This is a genomic window from Paenibacillus sp. J31P13, assembly GCF_056269295.1.
In genome coordinates this window covers 13,333-32,323 of record NZ_JBWDNR010000008.1, presented here as the reverse complement: position 1 = coordinate 32,323, position 18,991 = coordinate 13,333, and the positions used below count along the sequence as shown (strand labels likewise).

Sequence of the window (18,991 nt, the reverse complement as noted above, 5' to 3'; positions counted from 1 at the left end):
CATTCCTTTTATTCAAATTTAAATTTACGTTCCATCCATTTGAAGAGGAAGGTTAACAGGAGCGTCATGATTAAATAAATAATACCAGCTATAAAGAAAGGTACGATCGTAAAATCACGATTGACCGCCGTTTGTGCAAAATGCAGCAGCTCTGGAACGGCTACGGCATAAAGCAGTGCGGTATCCTTGATTAGTGTAATCGATTCATTAGACACAGCCGGCAGTACAACACGAAACATTTGAGGCAAAATAATACGAGTCATGGTCTGCCATTTGTTGAAGCCCAGCACCTGTGACGCTTCATACTGCCCTTTATCAATGGACAGCAAGCCTCCTCGAAATATTTCAGAGAAATAGGCAGCATAGTTTAAAATAAAGCCGACGCATGCTGCAGTAAACCGATCCAGCACCATGTATTCTCCTATTACCGGGATCATCGGCAGTCCAAAGCAAATGACTAACAACTGCAGCAGTAGCGGAGTGCCCCGCATGACGTAGATATAGCTTGTTGCAAGCCAAGCGATTGATTTATACTTGCTTTTTACAGCTAGTGTCAGCCCGAATCCTAACGGAATCGACGCCACGATGGCGATCAGAAACAATAATACCGTCATTTGTGCCCCTTCAAGCATGGGCTTAATCATCGAGCTGTAATACTCTGAAAACATCCTATATTCCCCCAAAAAACAAAACGGGATTTCTCATGAGAAACCCGTTTTGCCCTATCATCACTCAATTAACGTTCCTTCTATTTAAGAATCTTGTCTTCACCAAACCATTTTTTCGAGATTTCAGCCGCTGTACCGTCTTGATTCAACTCATCCAGCGCTTTTTTCAGCTTTTCAAGCAATGCTTCATTGCCCTTCTTCACACCGACTCCGTATTGTTCAGGTGCCAGTGCTTCATCCAGAAGCTTGAAGCTGCCTTCTTCTTTGGATATATAGTATTTCATAACGACTTCATCAATAACGACTGCGTCTACGCGTCCAATTTTCAGATCGCTAAGCGCAAGAACATTATCGCTGTATTCCGTAACTTTTTTTATTTTGGATTGAATAGGGTTAGCATTCAGTGCATCCGATGCTGAAGAAAGAGATTGAATGCCGACCGTTTTTCCAGTCAAGTCATCAAGCTTCGTAAGCTCTGATTTCGCCAAAGTTACAACAACCTGTGCATTTTCTAAATATGGATTTGTAAATAATACCTTTTCTTTACGCTCATCAGTAATGGTATAGCCGTTCCAAATCAAATCTATACGACCGCTATTAAGCTCGGATTCTTTTGTTTTCCAATCAATAGGTTGAAACTCTGCAGTCACACCCATTTTTTCTGCTGCTGCTTTGGCATAATCGATATCAAAACCAACGATCTCATTCTTATCATCCCTGAATCCTAGCGGTGCAAATTTGTCATCAATGCCGATGACGATTTTGTTTACATCACCGTTGGCATTCTTCGAACTGGAGCATCCTGTAAAAATTGCGATAGCTGCCGAGATAACTAGAATCATTGCTGCAAAACGTTTCATAATCTCTGTGTCCCCCTCGTGTTGTCCAATCTGCTTTACTACGTTACCATGTTATCAAAGTAGTATAATATCATATTTACTAGAAAGATGTCGAATGTTGTCGCGATGATTCCAGCATAAAATTAAGCTCCAAAAAGTCTCATTAATAGAATGCCAAAAAATGCTAGAGAGATGCCCGTAATTTCGGTTTTTGTGAATTTCTCCTTCACCACAAATCGTGTATATAGTAGAACAATAAGTACGTTAAGCGCCGTAACAGCAGATACCAAGCCAGCTTTGCCTAAATCAAAAGCAGTCACGATCAGCATCATGCCAAATGCATTTGTTGTCCCGACAGCCATGCCGACGAAAAAGGTACGTTTACTGCTCCACTTAACCGATCTTGCTTCCTCCATCTCTTTAGATGCGTGCTGTGATACCTGCACGGTGCGAGAGGATAAAGCTGAGCCTGCCGTTTGCGGCATTCGCTCCTGTCGACTTCGTTCCAGCTTCAAATCACGCATCCACCAAATCCCAAAGCAGCTTGCTCCGGTTATAAACATAAAAAACATCGTTGGAAACAATTCTGCCTCCATAATAGTCGACCATTTGCCTGATAGATCATTCGCTGCAAACAGAATCATAGCAAGCAAGCCCCACTGTGCGCCTTGGAGGTTTTTTAACGATATATCATTAGATAGCCGAACAAGCAGGACGCCCCCCACAATAACGATAAAGGCAACTAGCTGCATCAGGTGCAGCTTCTCGCCCCAAAGTCCAAATGCAACAATAACGACTACGACTGACGGCAATGCCGTCAAAATCGCAACAAGCGAAGCTTTGCCCACTACAAAACCCTTGAACATGCTGGCATTGGCTCCGAATGAAAACAGACCCATTTGAATGCCAATAAGTGCCGGAAGTGTCCAATTGGAAGAGAAAATAAGGGCGCATAGTCCGCAGATAAGCGCTCCCATCGTAAAGGTTCCGCAGAGCAATAAATTCCGACTAAGCTTTTGTTGACTCGTCCAATGATAAAGAATGCCGCGCAACCCAAAGCAGACGGCTGCAAACACCGAATAAGTAAGCCACATAAGAGGTGAAATCCCCTTTCCATAATTAGCATAATAGATCCAATCATAACAAGAGGAGCTCTATTTGTCTGCCACAAAAGAAGGGAATTTCCATAAGTGTAAATTTTCTAAATTGCAAAAAATAAATAGATTGTATATATTTAACAAAAATCTTATAATAACGCTAGCGGCTTTTTTTAGAAAATAAACCGCACTCATTCCAATCGAATAAGGGGATTTTGATGGCACAGGCTGCAAAAAGACCGTACCTGCCCGAGCTTGAAATCGCTAGAGCCTTTGGCATAATGGCAGTGGTCATGATTCATGCCACTTCAGCGATTATAGGAGGTTACGATCACTTATCCACTCTCTACCCGTTCTACGTTTTCTTGAATACATTCCCCAAATTCGCAGTGCCTGTTTTTGTTTTTTTAAGCGGCTTTGTTTTGTTTTACAACTACTACGATAAACCATTCACACTCAAAACCTTCGGTGATTTCTACAAAAAAAGAATCTTCAAAACGCTTATCCCTTTTCTCGTCTTTTCATTTCTCTATTATGGACTAACCAGAATTGCAACCTATGGTTTCACAGATGTTGGGACATTTTTGGGCTATTTTACGACTAAGAAATTTTTCGATACTCTCATTATAGGTAAAACTTATACGCATCTTTATTTTGTCGTCATTATTCTTCAGTTTTATATACTGGCTCCTTTTTTGCTTTATGCTGTCAAACGTTTTAAATCACTTGGCATACACTTTCTTTGGATCGGTCTTTTCATACAATGGTTATTTATTTTCAAAATAGCGCCTGATTTGATGCTGCACAACCGCGGCAGCTATTCCTTTACGTATATGTTGTATTTTGCAGCTGGCGCATTTCTCGGCATCTATTATATGAAGCTGGTTGATTGGATCAAAATTTCGAAGCAAAATGCAACGCCTCCAAAAATAACAGCCTGGATTATTTTATGGGCATTGTTTATTACATCAAGCATGATTGAAGTGAATACCTATTATTATTTACGTTTACATAATAAGCTTAATATAGATTCAAATTTGCTGGAGATTATCGACGAGGTTCGTTGTTTAACCGCTGGTATTGTACTTATTCAACTCGCCTATTGGGTATATGCCAAGTGGAATGCTAAAGCGGTCAAAGCACTCATTCATCTCGGAGCGGTTTCGTTTGGTATTTATTTAATTCATCCAGCCATACTATATCTGTACAGACAAGCAGATGCCAGCGGAAAGCCTCTTCTCTATCATATTTGGGCAGCTGGCGGCTTCTTAGTTGCGCTGTTCATACCTTGGCTGATCGTAACGATAAGTGCAAAATTTAAGTGGCACTGGATTCTATTTGGACCTCTTCCGACCAAGAAGAAACCTGCCGCTACAAAAGAACAGAGCTTGAACGCTCAAGCGTAAATGACTCTGTTGCGTCTCATTTTGAGACGTTTTTTTTGTTTTATCCCAAAATGGATTTCGTTTATATAGCGAGAAAATGATTGCTCTTCGTTCCGATACCGTTTATTATTAAAAGTAAGTTATTTATTTTAAGTAAGTAATAATAGATAGGTGAGTTCAAACAAGATAGAAGGAGTGATTGGAATGGCTTCACACATAGATCCACAAATAGCACTAGGCGAAGTTAAACTTAAGGTGAGTCAACTAGAGAGATCTATACGTTTTTATGAAGAAGTTGTGGGATTGAAGCTGCTAAAGCATGAAGCTGGAGAACACACAGCGTCCTTAACCGCTGATGGAAAATCCCCACTGCTTCTATTGGAAGAAATTCCACAGGCAGCTATACCGCAAAGACGCAATCAAGCGGGCTTGTACCATTTTGCATTGTTGCTGCCGGATCGTCTTTCTCTATCACTTGCTTTGCGCAACCTGATTGCAACAGGCATTCATATCGGTCAAGCCGATCATCTCGTCAGCGAAGCGCTTTACATTGCTGACCCCGACAATAACGGCATTGAAATTTATAGGGACCGCCCGCGGGATCAGTGGGAACGTGATGCTGATGGCTACTATGTAATGGCAACTGATCCCCTTGATTGGGATAACCTGCTTGCTCTGAGCGAGGGGATCGAGTGGAAAGGCCTGCCGTCCGATACGGTTATGGGGCATATTCATCTGCATGTTGGCGACCTGCGGATTTCTCGTGCTTTCTATGAAGGAGCTCTTGGTTTTGAAGTCGTTGGCAACTTCGCTCAAAATTCCGCTCTCTTCGTATCCGCTGGCGGCTATCACCATCACATTGGGATGAATATATGGGCTGGCGTTGGCGCTCAGCTGCCCTCCGCTCAGACAGTTGGCTTAGCGTACTTCACGATCTTATTTCCAAATGAAGAAGCACGCCAATCGGTGCTTACACATCTTCGCAGTAAAGACGTCTCCGTTGATGAGCAAGAGGACATCTTTGTCGTTCATGATCCTACGGGCATAGCGATCCGTCTGGGCTTACAATCCGCTTAATGAAGCGCATTTTGTCCGTAGATGGTTCGGTACATTTTCGGAGATAAACCTTCAGCAGTTCGGAATACGCGTATAAAATAACTGGCTTGTGCGAACCCGCATCTCGCTGCAACCTCAGTCACGGTTAATGCCGTAGTCGCAAGCAGCAGCTTGGCTGCTGCGATTCGGCATTCCGTGACATAATGATTTGGCGTTTTGCCCATAACACTCTGAAACAGCCTCAGAAAATGATAAGTACTGTAGCCCGAAAGTGCCGCCATTCTCTCCAAGCTCCATGCTTCCTCGCTTTTATTCCTTATCTGATCCGCAGCCATGCGAATAGCATTCTGCTTCTCCAGTGCCGAAGAACCCTCCAGCCGTTCCGTATTTTGCATCAGCTGCGCTAATATCTCATAAAGCAGTGCTGATAACCGCGGTTCACTGCTCGTCTCGAAGGGACTGCATAATACATACATCTCCTCCATAAGCTCCTTAAACCGCTCACTATTGGAGTAGGTAAACAACCAGCTTCCAAAATCATCTGCTTCTCGAAGCATAGGCAACGGGATTTGTGTCTCAAAATGAATCCATCGCACATCCCAAGGATCTTCCACGCTCGCGCCATACTGCTGAAAAGCATGCTTCGGAAATAGAAACCCATCTCCTGCTCCCAGTTGCATTCGCTCTCCACTTCCATTTATAACATAACCGCTTCCGCTGAATATCAAATGCAAATTATAATGCTTTAATTGTCCATGCTCTCTTCGCTCAGCATGCTGCGGAAATTGCTGATACCTGCCGATTAAATCAGGGTAACATACATAGTGAGAATAGGAAGGCTTCGGAACGATATAATGCTGTTTCATAGCCAATCTCCTTACTTTTCAAGTTCGCAATATTGTATCATAGTTCGCAGGATATTGTTATTTACGAAGAGAGTTATTGATTTTACAATAATTAAATAAGACAATGGTTCGCAATATATTTGCATATTAGATCAATAATTCATAGGAGGAGTAAATAATGAAGCATCCTGACGCACTAAAGGATTTTCATCTTGGCGTTTGTTATTACCCGGAGCAATGGCCAGAGAGCTTATGGGAGGACGATTATCGCCGTATGAAGGAACTCGGCTTCTCCATCGTTCGTGTAGCCGAATTTGCTTGGTCGATTTTCGAGCCCGAGGAAGGTGTCTTCTCATTTGATCTATTCGATCGCACACTTGCGCTTGCACATAAATATGGGTTAAAGGTTATTGTTGGTACACCGACTGCTACGCCTCCAGCATGGTTAACTCATCGTTATCCCGAGGTGTTGAATGTCACACAGGATGGTGTCACCTTGCAGCATGGTCTGCGTCGTCATTACAACTATAGCAGTACGAAATACCGCGATCTCTCCGCTATCATTACTCGTAAGATGGCCGAGCATTATAAGGATCATCCTGCTGTTATCGGCTGGCAGATCGATAATGAATTCAACTGTGAGATCAGCGAATTTTATGCGCCAGCAGACCATGATGCCTTCCGCGAATGGACGAGGGCGAAATACGGTACGCTGGATAAGCTGAATGAAGCATGGGGTACTGTTTTTTGGAGTCAAACTTATTCGGATTGGGAGCAGGTTTTTCTGCCTCGCCCAACGCCTGCTCACAAGCAACCGAATCCGCATCAAGCGCTTGATGAGAAACGATTTGTATCCGATAATACGATCTCCTATGCGAAGGTTCAGGGCGATATTTTGCGGGAGGTTGCACCTAATCAATGGGTAACGACAAATGGATTATTTGGACATTTGGACAGCCATAAGCTGCATGATGACTTGCTCGATTTTTTTAGCTATGATTCTTATCCGCAATTCTCAACGATCTATTACGATAAAAATGAACTAAATCCACTGGCAGACAGAGGCTGGAGCCAGACGCTTGGCGCTGTTCGATCCATTTCACCTAACTTCTGCATCATGGAGCAGCAAGCTGGACCAGGCGGCTGGGTGAATCGCATGGATATGCCTTCGCCAAAACCAGGACAAATGCGCTTATGGACTTATCAATCCATCGCCCACGGAGCCAACATGGTCTTATACTTCCGCTGGCGGACAGCGACTTTCGGCAATGAAATCTACTGGCATGGCATTAATGATTACCATAACCAACCGAACAGACGTGTACGCGAAGCTGGACAAATTGGTGGAGAGCTGGCTCAAGCTGGCAGCCGAATCGCTTCGACACAATACAAAGCAGAAATCGCTCTGCTGCGTGATTATGACAATGAGTGGGATGGCGAATATGATGTATGGCATGGCCCATTCTCTTGGCAAAGCGGTAAGGCTTGGTACAAAGCACTAACACGCCGTCATATTCCAAGCGACACCTTATATATGCGCAGCAGTACGACGATTGAAGATCTGAAACGCTATAAGGTGCTCGTTTATCCTCACCCAGCCATTATGCGTGATGAGACAGCCGCTCTTCTAGAGCAGTATACACGTGATGGCGGCATTATTATTTTCGGCTGCCGCACTGGTTATAAGGATGAGCGCGGACATTGCTATATGCGTCCTTTCCCGGGCGCAGCAGCTGGGCTGTGCGGCATTTCCGTCGAAGAATTTACGATGGTCAAAGGAACGCGGCCTGAAACGCTTATGAAGTGGAACAACATAAACGACACCTTGGCAAATGCTGAGGTTTCAACAGGAGCTGACATTTTAACTGCTGCCGATGCTTTCAATGATGTGCTGCAAGTTGAAAATGATTCTGTTGAAGTTATTGCACATTACGCATCTGACTACTACGCAGGCAAGCCTGCCGTTACAAAAAACCGCTTTGGCAAGGGTGAGGCTTGGTATTTCGGCGCGGTGTTCAACGAGGACTCCGCTGCTCAAGTCATCGAACGACTTGGGCTACTCTCCCCAACGGATGCTTGGTTGTCTCTCCCGCAGGAAGTCGAGCTTGCCATTCGTGAGGATGCCGATGGACCGCTTCACTTCCTGCTTAACTACAGCGAACAGTCTGCGCTATTGAAGATAAGCGAAGAGAAAACGGATCTGCTAACCGGACGAGTATTAAGCGGCAGCATAACACTTGAAGGCTACGGTGTTATGATATTAAGCTAATCCTATAAGAAGTGATAAGCCCCTAACCGATTCGATAACTTGATTATCGATAAAGGCTGGGGGCTTTTTTCTCATAACTAAGCTTCTATTCTCTTTCACTTAAACACTAGCTGTAAACGCAACGGCTTCTCCTTCTGCAGACCGATTCGAAAGCATGCTCTGGGCGGTATTCACATAAAATAGATTTGTTTTAAAATGAATCTACAGTCAATCCTCACTCAATAAAACCCAGCCGCAAATAGCGATCTGCCAATCTTCAACCAATAGGAGGCCAGCCTTATGCCCGTGTTAGAAGTTAGTCATTTGAGAAAAGCTTATGGCTCTGTCACCGCAGTCGCGGATATCAGCTTTTCGGTAGAAGCAGGTGAGATATTCACCATCATTGGGCCAAATGGCGCCGGCAAAACAACTACACTTGAAATGATTGAAGGCCTTCAATCGCCAGATTCAGGTCAGATAAAGTTCGGTTCTTTGAATTGGACCAAACATAGTGACCAAATAAAAGTTGCCATTGGCGTCCAACCGCAATCGAGCGCCTTATTTGATTTGTTGACTGTGGAAGAAAATCTTGATCTATTCGCAACCTTTTATCCAAAATCACGCCCAACCGCAGAAGTCCTTGAAATGATCAACTTGACCGATCAGCGTGCTAAGCAGGTTAAGAAGCTGTCCGGCGGTCAGAAACAGCGGCTTGCAATCGGTCTCGCTATGATAAATGACCCTATGCTTATCTTCCTTGATGAGCCGACAACTGGACTTGATCCTCAGGCAAGACGCAACATTTGGGATATTATACTTAAGCTGAAGGCACTCGGAAAAACAACCATACTTACCACTCACTATATGGAAGAGGCCGAGAAACTGAGCGACCGCGTCTGTATTGTCGATCAGGGAAGGATCATCACCTTGGATACTCCAGCTGCACTCATCGATCGTCTTACGCATGAACGAGAGGTTAGACTGGCATTGCTTGATGGAGAAGGAGCAGCGATTGAAACGGAGACGTTTGCCAGCTTCCACCCAGCTGTCGTTCGCACAAACCGTGAAGGTGCCTCTCTTCAGTTATGGACAACACAGCCGGAGGAAACGCTTTATGAGTTATTTGGGTTTACGAAAGACCGTGGCTTCCGCGTCGAACAAATTTCAATTCGCGAAATGAGTCTAGAGGATGTATTCATAGCCTTCACCGGAAAGGAATGGAGGGACTAAATGAACAATATGAAGCAATTTTCCAAAATGTTTTCCGCTCAGCTCAAAATGATGTTCCGTGAGAAGCAGGTATGGTTTTGGAATATCTTTTTTCCCATTATATTGATGGTCATCTTCATGGTTATCTTCGGAGGGAATTCGGGCGGCAGCTTCAAAGCTACAATCGCTGTCGTGGATTCGCAGCCAAATGCTGCATCGGGTATGCTTCTTGAGCAATTGCGACAGCTGCCTATGTTTGAATTCAAAGAGCAGCAGCCCGTCAGCAAAGAGATTGGAAAGGAATGGGTAGAGAAGGAAGATATCGATGCGCTCATAATTCTTCCCGAGTCCAACGATGCCTCTACCTTACAGCTCATCGTCAACAAAAAAAATGAGCAAGGAGCTGCCGCACAAGCCATATCTGGTATTTTAGATCAATTCATTCAACAAACCAATTGGGCTGTTGCGGGTGCAACTCCTACTTACAGCATAACAAAAGATACCGTTTCCCCTGGGGCTGAAAACTTGAATTATGCCGATTTTCTCCTTACAGGCATGATAGGTCTTTCTGTCGCACAAGGTGGATTATTCGGTATGGTAAGTCTTGTAGAGATGCGAAGGCTCGGATTAATGAAAAGACTTCGAATGACACCTGCCAATATGGGACTCTATGGGTTGGCTGGCATGCTCGTACGGCTTATGCTCGGAATTCTTCAAATTATTATGCTCACTCTCATTGGTGTGTTTGGATTCGGAGCTAATCTGCATATTAATGTATTCAGCTTGGTTATTGCCTTTTTTGCAGGTGGAATCGTATTTAACGCACTAGGTTATTTATTCTCATCATTCAGTAAAACGACGGATGCTTACATGGGCATGGCCAATATCGCCAGTATGCTCATGATGTTTCTCAGCGGTGTATTCTTTCCCGTTGAATCATTGCCACAATGGCTGCAGCCGGTTACGGGAATGCTTCCACTCACCTATTTTGTAGATGGCATGCGAGATGGTCTCATTTATGCGACCGGTGTCTTTTCCAGTAACTTTTGGATGGGAATTGGCATCATGCTGCTCTGGGGTGTTGTTTCCTTCCTTGTTGCTTCACAGGTATACAAATCCAAAGCGATTACAGCGACACGATGAGGTTAAGGTTAACCTCATCTATGCAATAGTAGAAACAGCGGTAGTCTAGGCCAAATACACTTGTCCTAGACTACCGCTGCTTTATTGATCAATCATCATTCTGATCCATTTATTTGATTCTCAAGGCGTTTCCACAACGAGCGCAATATCTGGTACTTCTAGGAGATAAGGTACCGCATCCGCTGCAATGAAGCTCACCATCGGTCGTATCGTCCGGATTAGGATGTCTCAGATGCTCTTGCACATAGGGATTCATAGTCGCAAGAGTTTGAATCTCTTCTCTTCTACCGATACGGATAAGGACGTATAACAGGATGATATCGATACAACCGATAACAACCATCATCCCAATTTTTGTCCAGCCATTGGAAAAACGGTAATCCCATAGCGCATGCAAACTGATGACAATGAGAAGCAGGAGAATCGCGCCTCCAACCTTGTACACAACACGCGCGCTGCCAAAGGCTTTCGACTTCGTTGCCGCTACACCGAACCAGATTCCTGCTGTCGCTATCGCCGTCCACGCTCCATGGCCGAATGGTGACAATAAAGCTCTGATCCAGAGAACGGATAACATTCCCACTGAAGATGCCTCTTCCATATGCGACCATCCATAGATTATGCTTTCTAACGCGGCAAATCCCATGCCTGCTGCCGCTCCGAACACAATCGCATCCATCAGAAAATGTATTTGCTTCGTCCGGACAAGCGCGATGCACACGAGAACTTTAACGCTTTCCTCGATCAATGATACAGAAAGCGGCAATCTAAACTGTGCGAAATCCAAGCCGCCGTCGTTGATTCCAACTAGCAACGCTCTCTCCAGGAACCACGCCACAGGAACCGCGAACATCGCGGAAGCTGCGAAAATCAAGCTTAACCGCGTCAGTCGAAAACCTAATATCTGGTGGTCTCGAATATAAGCAACGAATGTTACCGGGCCTACGAATCCTCCTACAATCAAAACCACAACACTCAGCCAACTGTTATTCAGGCATAGAGCCAGCAGGGACAGTGCGATGAAGCCTCCGCCAAGCCAAAGAAGTACGTCAATCCAGCGCTCCCTGGCTTTCGGGAGTATGGAGTTGCGTACCTCGGAGAGGGGGGCTTGCTCTCCCCCAAACTCATATTTAACTTTGGAAACCAGATGTGGAGTCCGGATGTGGAGGATCTCCATAAACTGCTTCTGTATCGGTGCGTAATAACGCAGCACATACAGAAACTCACTCTTTCCCATCACCAATAATTCACTATCCTCCGATGCCGTAATTGCAACTTCTGAAGGTGTATTGGTCAATAGCATGGCTTCCCCGAAAAAATCACCTTCGAGCAGAATCTTCCTTTTGCTTCTCTTTCCGCAAGCTTCCAATCTGCCCTTGCTGACCATGTAAAACTGATCAGTAAGCGCTCCTACCGCCACGATGGTTTCACCTTTCGCAACTTTTCGAACTGTTGTAACTTCCGCTAAACCGCGAAGCTCAGCGTCAGGAATGACCGACCATATCGAAGCGTTGCGAAGCTTCCGATGGATCATGCGAATGCTGACGGTTAACAGCATGCTCTCATGAAACAGCGGGCTGCTTTCGGCAAATAATTCGAATAACTGACGATCTAAGCACAAAGCCGATACGTTACCAATGGCTGTTACGCGGGCAGTTCTCCGTTCGTTTTGCAGCAATCCGATTTCTCCGACTAATGCCCCCGGTCCGAGCTCGGCTAGTAGCATGGACTTCCCGACCAAATTACGTGATGAGACTTGTACGTTACCCGACCGAATAAAATAACATTCCGTACCCATTTCTCCTTCAACAAGGAGCGATTGTCCGTCTATGAAATCTATAGATTGAACAGAACTGGCCGCAATCCGCAGCTCATCCTCGGGGATACCACGCAACAGAGGGTGCTCTTGCAAAAAAGAAAATACGTCTTCGGAGGACATCAGCTCAACTTCCCTTATCTCATATTGCCGATAATGCTGCTTCTGGAATCCTGCATCTTCTTGATAAAGTTCGTCATTACGTCAAACGCTTCATTTCGTTTATTACTCAGACTTTGCAAACGAAGCATATCCATTTGTTGCGAATTCGATTGTGCGTCAATTTGACCTTTTACTTGTGACGTTAACGCATCGAGTTCCCCTTTACTTTTCGGTGTGTCTGCAGTATTCATCCCGGCTTCTTCCATTGCTTTTCTTAAGGCTTCTTTCTGTATGTCATCTATAGCGGAATCAGATTTTGCATCGGCCGGAAAATTTGTCTTTAGCTCATTCAGTTTAGACTGATAGGCATTTAATTTGGCTATCTCATCGTTCTTATTCTGCACTGCTAAGATTTGATCCTTCAACTGCTGTTCCAGTAATTGCGATCGCTGATCTTGAACTGCCTTCAATGCCGTTTCAAGATCCATGCTGCTTACGTTAATCGCCTCTACTCCGCCCACATTGCCAACTGATGCAATCGAATTCTGCGTTGCACCTCTGCCTAGCGCGTCATTGACCGTATGGTAGAACGAATCATTATACATGAGGGCCGAACCGATAAGTACACCTGCAATAAATATACCGCTAACAGATAATATCTTTTTCTTCATGTTCATTTGCAAACTTCCTCTCATCATGCTTATTTAGCATATTATTTCCTTATATTGGAGTCAATAGTTTTCGTAACTCTATTGATCCATTACCTAGCACTTGCGCCAAAGACGTCGATTGCTATTTTGATAACTTAACTACCTCCTACTATCTGGTTTTTTCACTATCATCTTTAACTACACCTATCTTATTATTTTTCCGGCCTTCATTCTGTAACCATGATTACATTTTTGAAAAAATAGGGAGTTTATGCGAAATACCAATACTTGCATTAATTATTTAACCGGCAATCCAGCAACAGTCCGAAGATACAAGAATGGCAAGCTTTCTTATCCGTCACACCTTGAATGTGGGATGCTTTAGCTGCGACTTCTCAATCTGTATGGTTGTATGCTCTATTTTGAATTGATCTGCAATATGCTGAACCGCTTCCTGCAGCACGATCTGACAATCCACATGATCTTCCACTGTGAGATGACAGCTTAGTGAATCAAGACCAGACGTTATTGTCCATATATGAAGGTCATGCACGTCTTTTACCCCCTCAATACTGAGCAAAACCTTGTTAACCTGTTCAGTATTAACGGACAATGGTGTTCCCTCCATTAGAATATGGACGGTTGATTTAATGATCCCCCAAGCGCTTTTCAAAATAAGAAGAGCTACGACCACGCTTATAATAGGATCTGCAATATACCAAGAAAACAGAGACATAAGGATCCCCGCAATGATGGCTCCAACAGATCCAATGGCATCCCCTATCACATGCAGATAGGCGCTGCGAACATTCAAATTATCCTTTACATCGCCTTTTCTCATAAGAAACCATGCGCTTGCTATATTAGCTGCCAAACCAATCACCGCGATAATCATCATAGGACCGCTAGCTACAGTTGGCGGTTCTCCAAAACGTTTCACTGCCTCAGCAATAATGAACGCCGCAATAACAAACAGCGTAACGCCGTTTAATAAAGCAGCCAAGATTTCAAAACGATGAAAGCCATAAGTCCGATTCGGTGAAGATGGACGAGCTGCGAACCACATCGCCGCTAAGCTTAACGCAAGTGCTGCGGTATCGCTAAGCATATGACCCGAATCCGATAACAAAGCTAATGAATTAGTTATCAAGCCACCTGCGAACTCCAAAACCATAATGCCTGCTGTAATGATAAGTGCAATTAGCAATCCCGCTTTATTGTTCGGACCATGATGATGGTGCCCAAGATGAGAGTGCGAATGCGAATGATTATGGTCGTGGTTGTTGTGATCGTGATGGTTATGGTCGTGCTGATGATCTGCATGGTCATGCAGATCATCATGACTACTTTCATGCTCAAATTCCTTACCGTCTTGCCCCTTAGCATTTCTTCTGCTCATATTGCTTTCCCCCGTTCATTTGAACAAATAAATCTCAATCGTTTATTTGTCTTTCTTATAACATATGAATAAATGCTCATATGTTAATTATATGTAATCTCTTCCATTCTTGCAACGTTTGATTGTATACGATTTATTTGGCTCGACGTAAGCATCATTTTCTCCATATTTTTCTCTAGGATTGTCCTAACTGTATTCTCCTTAACCCCATCTGTTAAAACAGAAAACAAAAAAAGAAGCGCATCTCTGCACCTCTTATAGGATGAAAAATAAATATTTAGCACCTACGCCGGTTTATTGAATACGAAGTAGACAGCTTAATAAATAAAAAACGGCTGCCAAAGCAACCGCTCTATCAGTCAAATTAATTAAAGGAATATGGAGTTCTTCTTGATGTTTTAGCTCTTATATTTCCTTCATTTTCTTTTTAAAGTTGGACATGAATAAGCCTTTAGTTACTTCCATTTTCCCAATTTCACTAAAACCTTGATCAATATAAAGGTTTTTAGCTGGGTTATTATTAGCTCCCGTTGAAACAATGATCTCATGAATATGATTATCAATTTTTTCTATGTACTGTAGTAGTATTCTACCTATTCCTTTTCGAAAGTGATTAGGGGCAACCATTAAACGATGAATATCCAAAATATTAGCTTCTATTTTATATGAAATAACTCCTGCTAATTCGTCATTAATATAATAACCAATAAAATTCTCGCCACTCTGTTGAAGATTTTCAGCATTTTCCCCTAATGGAGGTAAATCAAAAAAATTAATAAGTTGAGCTTCAACTTGATATGATGGGATCTGGATATTAAGAACATTTCGGGCCATTTCTTTGTTACTAATATCTATATTTCTAATCATATGTAGACTCCTTTATACCCTAACCGATGCTTGGTTTGTTCAGTTATCGTGTCCCGTTAGTTGAATGATCACTCCGTGCTATAGAACTTAAATCTATCCACTTCTAGGAACTTTAACGAAGATTCGTCCGCTGCACCAAATTTAGTGAAATTCTCATGGGCTCGGGCAAGGGTCATGTGGTTAGGCGAACTAAAATGTTGTAGGTCTGTGTTTCCATCATCTTCCCAAAAACATACTGGGCAAATTTCATATTCACCTCTTTTGGGTAGCGTCTTATATTCGCAACATGGACAAGGTAACAGCTCCTCATTCGCTCCCTCTACCACATAATTCGACTTTAATATCTCCGAAACTTTTTCAGCTAAATATTCATTCTTAATTCCAATATATTTAACTTTTAGGGCTTCGATAATAAGTGGATTATATTTCACATCCATTACATACCCAGGTGGTTCACTAGTATTCAATATTTCATACTTCAGAGAATCCGGTAGATTATTGAAAAAAGAATCTCCTTGATCTATTCCCCACCAGTTTAACAACACTTCACATCGTTCTGTGTTGGTCATATTGGCAATAGTGTTTTTAATAATATGGAGAATTGCTTCTTCACGTTCCAAATGGTGACACCTCACTCAACATACTTCAAGCCTATATAACTATACTTCTGCTAATTCATTGAAGTATCCTGCCCGTTAGTTGAACAAAAGGCTGCCATGCGGCAGCCCTGTCAGTATTGAACTATCGTTCCCCGTTAGTTTAACAAGAATCGTTATAAAGCGAATCCATTTTTTATGATTTCAGCAACTTCACGAGCGTTGATTTTCGTATTGTTTATTCTCAAATAGTTTTCTTTTTTAATTTCTCCCTCTAACGAGTTCAATCGATGTTGCTCCATTGTCTGTTTTAGATCCTGTTCAGAGAATGTGATATCTCTCTTTGTCGGTTTATGTTCAAGTCTATGGGGAGTCTTGTTACGCTCTATTCTCTCCTCAAGATCGGCTTCAAGCTCAACAAAATAGACATCCGCACCTTGATCCTCAAATATTTTACAAATTTTATCTACGTAATCCCAATCGCTCTGCAAATCGAATCCCCATACATATGTGAATATCATTCCATACATATTACTGGCGGCGGTCGCTTCAAATATATCCTGACGGAATTTATCCGATAATCCCCACATTTCACTACTGAAGCCAAAATAAGGAGCCAGCAATTCTATCGTCATATGGTTGTGGAACAATTTTAAATCAGATATCATTTCCAGTTCATGCCCCACTGTCATTTTACCTACTGCCTGAGGACCAAATATCAAAACAAATTTCATGATATCACCACTTTTCGAAGTTATTTTAATAATAGTACTACAATTGGTCAAGTTTTATTGCACTAAACTGCCAGTTAGCTTAGAAAAGAAAGAGAGTTGCTGCGGCAGCAACTGCTCCTTGTTTGTTCACTTTTTCTCCGCGTTATCTGTAATGCCCAGTAAACCTTGTAAACGCGCAGCTGAATCCATAGATGCGGTATAAATCATAATTTTTATCTCCGGATCGGTCGGCGGTTGCAAGGTCACATGTTCAAAGTCCATCTCTCCAAAACGAGAGTCGTTCCATCGCTTGTGACAGTCAGCAATGACCTGTACGTCATGTCGTGGCCAAACCTCCCGGAATAGCTCGCTAACCTGCATAAATTCCTCAATAAGCAACTTAAACCTCACATCATTAGGGAAGTGTGCATAATCCGCACGAAAGCGTGAAATCATGACGTACGCCTTGGCCGCCCAATCCTCATTGTTCGACTTAAGCGAGGAATCCGTCAAAAACCGTCTCATCCAATTGGGTCTCTGCTGCATATTCTTTGAATATGTTGGTAGTCGAAATACGATCTCTGATGCATGGTTCCATAGTAGCAAATCCCAACTTCTTCCCAAGATAAAAGCAGGATTCGGTTCAAGAGCCCATACCATCCGCTCCAAACCGACATTCAGTTCATGATCTTCCACTTTTGCCTGTTTAACCGGACTTGCCAGAAGATGAAGATGGTTACGTTCATCCTTATTCAATCTCAGCGCATTTGCTATGTTATTAAGTACATCCTCTGATGGATTTATATTTCTGCCCTGTTCCAAAGAGGTATACCACGATGTTCCGATATGGGCTAGGTGGGCCACTTCTTCTCTTCGAAGCCCTGGCGTCCGACGTCGTCCATAGGTTTGTAACCCTACTTCCTCTGGAGTAAGACGTTTTCGACGCGAACGCAAAAATTCACCTAACGAGATTTTGGACGAGATAACTTCCATTGACCATTCCTCCTTATCCTGACACTGCCAATCATACGATAAAGACAGGAAGGAAGCCGATTTCACATTCTGTCATAATGCCAGTATAGCATCAGCAAAACTTAGGAGGAATTGGAAAATGAACATTTTTGTAACAGGAGCAACAGGGAAAGTAGGAAGCCGCTTTGTTCCGCGTTTGCTGCAGCGGGGTCATCATGTCAAACTCTTGGTTCGAAACGCTTCAAATGCGGATTTGTTTCAACAGCAAGGCGCTGAAGTATTAGAAGGAGATGTTTTTCAGGCGGGCAATTTGGTCGACGCTCTTCGGGGTACAGATGTCGTGGTGCACTTGGCTGCACAGTTCCGCGGAGTAGACGAGAACATCGCGAGAAAGTCAAACATCGATGCAAGTATAGCTTTAGCTCGCGCGGCTTTGAAGGCAGATGTGCCAAGGTTCGTTTTTACTAGTACCAATTTGGTATACGGTCCCTTGAATTATTCGAGACCAAGCCAAGAAGATGACGAGTTGCGACCCTCCTTGCCTTATTCTCGAACAAAAGCAGAAGCTGAGGAAGCGCTGTTGCGGCTTCATAATGAGCATGGATTAGGGTTACGCATTATAAGACTTGCTTTTGTCTATGGTGAACGCGACCCCCATATCTCTGAATTTCTGCCGATGATGCGAGCATGGAATCCCGCCAAACGATTTCATATGGTGCACCATGCAGATGTCAGCCAAGCGCTATTACTTGCCGCATCCACTCCTGGAATAGATGGACGAATCTATAATGTTGCCGACGATGCTCCGATCTCAGTAAGGGAGTTGTTTCATCTACATAGCGAACAAATTTCTGCAGAATCCGAACAGTGTGAATTTAATCCTTGGGACATGATTGTGGATACAGCGCGCATACGGAGCGAATTAAATTATCGTCCGATCTTTCCTTCTTTCTATTCGGCAAGAGATGCAGGTACACTATGATGCAAATGAATGAGATCAACCAGTTCTTTCTGGTTGATCCTTTTTTCAATTAAATGGAGGATAAAGGTAGGCTGGTCATACGTAACTGCCCGTGGGACTCGATCCCGAGCGCTATAATGTTCACCCCTACTTGTCATGACCATGATTGAGGCTGGGTTGGGACTTGAGATCCCTTATGATAAGCGATGCTATGGAGCGACAAGAAGAAAACGTAAGTGCTGCCGGAAATTCTACACAAACAGGGAGAGATGAAATGAATCCTGTTAAAAACAACTATTCATTCTCCACAACCTGCCCGTTAGTTTAATAAAAAGAGCAGGCTGATTTAACGCCTGCTCAACAATGTGCTACACAACTATCCTGCCCGTTAGATTAATAATACCAAGGGGCAGCTGCCGTGGCTG

At 43.4% G+C, this 18,991-nt stretch carries 17 protein-coding genes; 6 read left to right on the top strand and 11 right to left on the bottom strand.

Features of this window, described 5'->3' with window-relative positions:
* Positions 1-8 precede the first annotated feature (8 nt).
* The 3 genes from AC0YOD_RS22425 to AC0YOD_RS22415 form a co-directional block, all read right to left on the bottom strand.
* Positions 9-668: an amino acid ABC transporter permease gene (locus tag AC0YOD_RS22425; protein WP_475801560.1), complete on the bottom strand. Its 660-nt coding sequence runs from the start codon at positions 666-668 to the stop codon at positions 9-11.
* 80 nt (positions 669-748) lie between these two features.
* Positions 749-1,528 carry an amino acid ABC transporter substrate-binding protein gene (locus AC0YOD_RS22420; protein ID WP_475801559.1) on the bottom strand — a complete coding sequence of 260 codons (780 nt, stop codon included), beginning with the start codon at positions 1,526-1,528 and terminating at the stop codon, positions 749-751.
* A gap of 122 nt (positions 1,529-1,650) precedes the next feature.
* Positions 1,651-2,601 carry an EamA family transporter gene (locus AC0YOD_RS22415; RefSeq protein WP_475801558.1) on the bottom strand — a complete coding sequence of 317 codons (951 nt, stop codon included), beginning with the start codon at positions 2,599-2,601 and terminating at the stop codon, positions 1,651-1,653.
* 221 nt (positions 2,602-2,822) lie between these two features.
* Here AC0YOD_RS22415 and AC0YOD_RS22410 point away from each other — a divergent pair, with 221 nt between their 5' ends.
* Both AC0YOD_RS22410 and AC0YOD_RS22405 read left to right on the top strand, forming a co-directional pair.
* Positions 2,823-4,010, top strand: coding sequence for an acyltransferase (locus AC0YOD_RS22410; RefSeq protein ID WP_475801557.1), 1,188 nt, complete (start codon positions 2,823-2,825; stop codon positions 4,008-4,010).
* 183 nt (positions 4,011-4,193) lie between these two features.
* On the top strand, positions 4,194-5,066 hold the full coding sequence (locus AC0YOD_RS22405) for a VOC family protein (RefSeq protein WP_475801556.1): 873 nt from the start codon (positions 4,194-4,196) through the stop codon (positions 5,064-5,066).
* Here AC0YOD_RS22405 and AC0YOD_RS22400 read toward each other — a convergent pair.
* Positions 5,063-5,911 carry a helix-turn-helix transcriptional regulator gene (locus AC0YOD_RS22400; protein WP_475801555.1) on the bottom strand — a complete coding sequence of 283 codons (849 nt, stop codon included), beginning with the start codon at positions 5,909-5,911 and terminating at the stop codon, positions 5,063-5,065. The genes AC0YOD_RS22405 and AC0YOD_RS22400 overlap by 4 nt on opposite strands.
* A 157-nt stretch (positions 5,912-6,068) precedes the next feature.
* On the opposite strand from AC0YOD_RS22400, the gene AC0YOD_RS22395 reads away from it, so the two are divergent.
* The 3 genes from AC0YOD_RS22395 to AC0YOD_RS22385 all read left to right on the top strand — a co-directional run bounded on the left by AC0YOD_RS22395 (position 6,069) and on the right by AC0YOD_RS22385 (position 10,490).
* A complete protein-coding gene (locus AC0YOD_RS22395) occupies positions 6,069-8,159 on the top strand; it encodes a beta-galactosidase (protein ID WP_475801554.1) in 2,091 nt (696 codons plus the stop codon).
* A 279-nt stretch (positions 8,160-8,438) separates the two neighbouring features.
* Positions 8,439-9,368, top strand: coding sequence for an ABC transporter ATP-binding protein (locus AC0YOD_RS22390; protein WP_475801553.1), 930 nt, complete (start codon positions 8,439-8,441; stop codon positions 9,366-9,368).
* Positions 9,369-10,490, top strand: coding sequence for an ABC transporter permease (locus tag AC0YOD_RS22385; RefSeq protein ID WP_475801552.1), 1,122 nt, complete (start codon positions 9,369-9,371; stop codon positions 10,488-10,490). It begins immediately after the preceding gene.
* 109 nt (positions 10,491-10,599) lie between these two features.
* Here the strand turns inward: AC0YOD_RS22385 and AC0YOD_RS22380 are convergent, their stop codons facing one another.
* From AC0YOD_RS22380 to AC0YOD_RS22350, 7 genes are all read right to left on the bottom strand, one after another.
* The gene (locus tag AC0YOD_RS22380) at positions 10,600-12,429 is read right to left on the bottom strand and encodes a cyclic nucleotide-binding domain-containing protein (protein ID WP_475801551.1); all 1,830 of its coding nucleotides are present in this window, start codon (positions 12,427-12,429) and stop codon (positions 10,600-10,602) included.
* Positions 12,430-12,443: 14 nt separating this feature from the next.
* Entirely contained in the window at positions 12,444-13,085 is a 642-nt protein-coding gene (locus AC0YOD_RS22375) for a hypothetical protein (protein ID WP_475801550.1), read from the bottom strand.
* 331 nt (positions 13,086-13,416) lie between these two features.
* Positions 13,417-14,457 (bottom strand): cation diffusion facilitator family transporter, encoded by a 1,041-nt coding sequence (locus AC0YOD_RS22370; RefSeq protein ID WP_475801549.1) that lies wholly within the window; start codon positions 14,455-14,457, stop codon positions 13,417-13,419.
* 405 nt (positions 14,458-14,862) lie between these two features.
* Positions 14,863-15,324, bottom strand: coding sequence for a GNAT family N-acetyltransferase (locus AC0YOD_RS22365; protein WP_475801548.1), 462 nt, complete (start codon positions 15,322-15,324; stop codon positions 14,863-14,865).
* Positions 15,325-15,392: 68 nt separating this feature from the next.
* The gene (locus tag AC0YOD_RS22360; RefSeq protein WP_475801547.1) at positions 15,393-15,944 is read right to left on the bottom strand and encodes a CPCC family cysteine-rich protein; all 552 of its coding nucleotides are present in this window, start codon (positions 15,942-15,944) and stop codon (positions 15,393-15,395) included.
* A gap of 152 nt (positions 15,945-16,096) precedes the next feature.
* The gene (locus AC0YOD_RS22355) at positions 16,097-16,654 is read right to left on the bottom strand and encodes a DEAD/DEAH box helicase family protein (RefSeq protein WP_475801546.1); all 558 of its coding nucleotides are present in this window, start codon (positions 16,652-16,654) and stop codon (positions 16,097-16,099) included.
* Positions 16,655-16,780: 126 nt separating this feature from the next.
* The gene (locus AC0YOD_RS22350) at positions 16,781-17,692 is read right to left on the bottom strand and encodes a helix-turn-helix transcriptional regulator (RefSeq protein WP_475801545.1); all 912 of its coding nucleotides are present in this window, start codon (positions 17,690-17,692) and stop codon (positions 16,781-16,783) included.
* 52 nt (positions 17,693-17,744) lie between these two features.
* On the opposite strand from AC0YOD_RS22350, the gene AC0YOD_RS22345 reads away from it, so the two are divergent.
* Positions 17,745-18,587: an NAD-dependent epimerase/dehydratase family protein gene (locus tag AC0YOD_RS22345; protein WP_475801544.1), complete on the top strand. Its 843-nt coding sequence runs from the start codon at positions 17,745-17,747 to the stop codon at positions 18,585-18,587.
* Positions 18,588-18,991 lie beyond the last annotated feature (404 nt).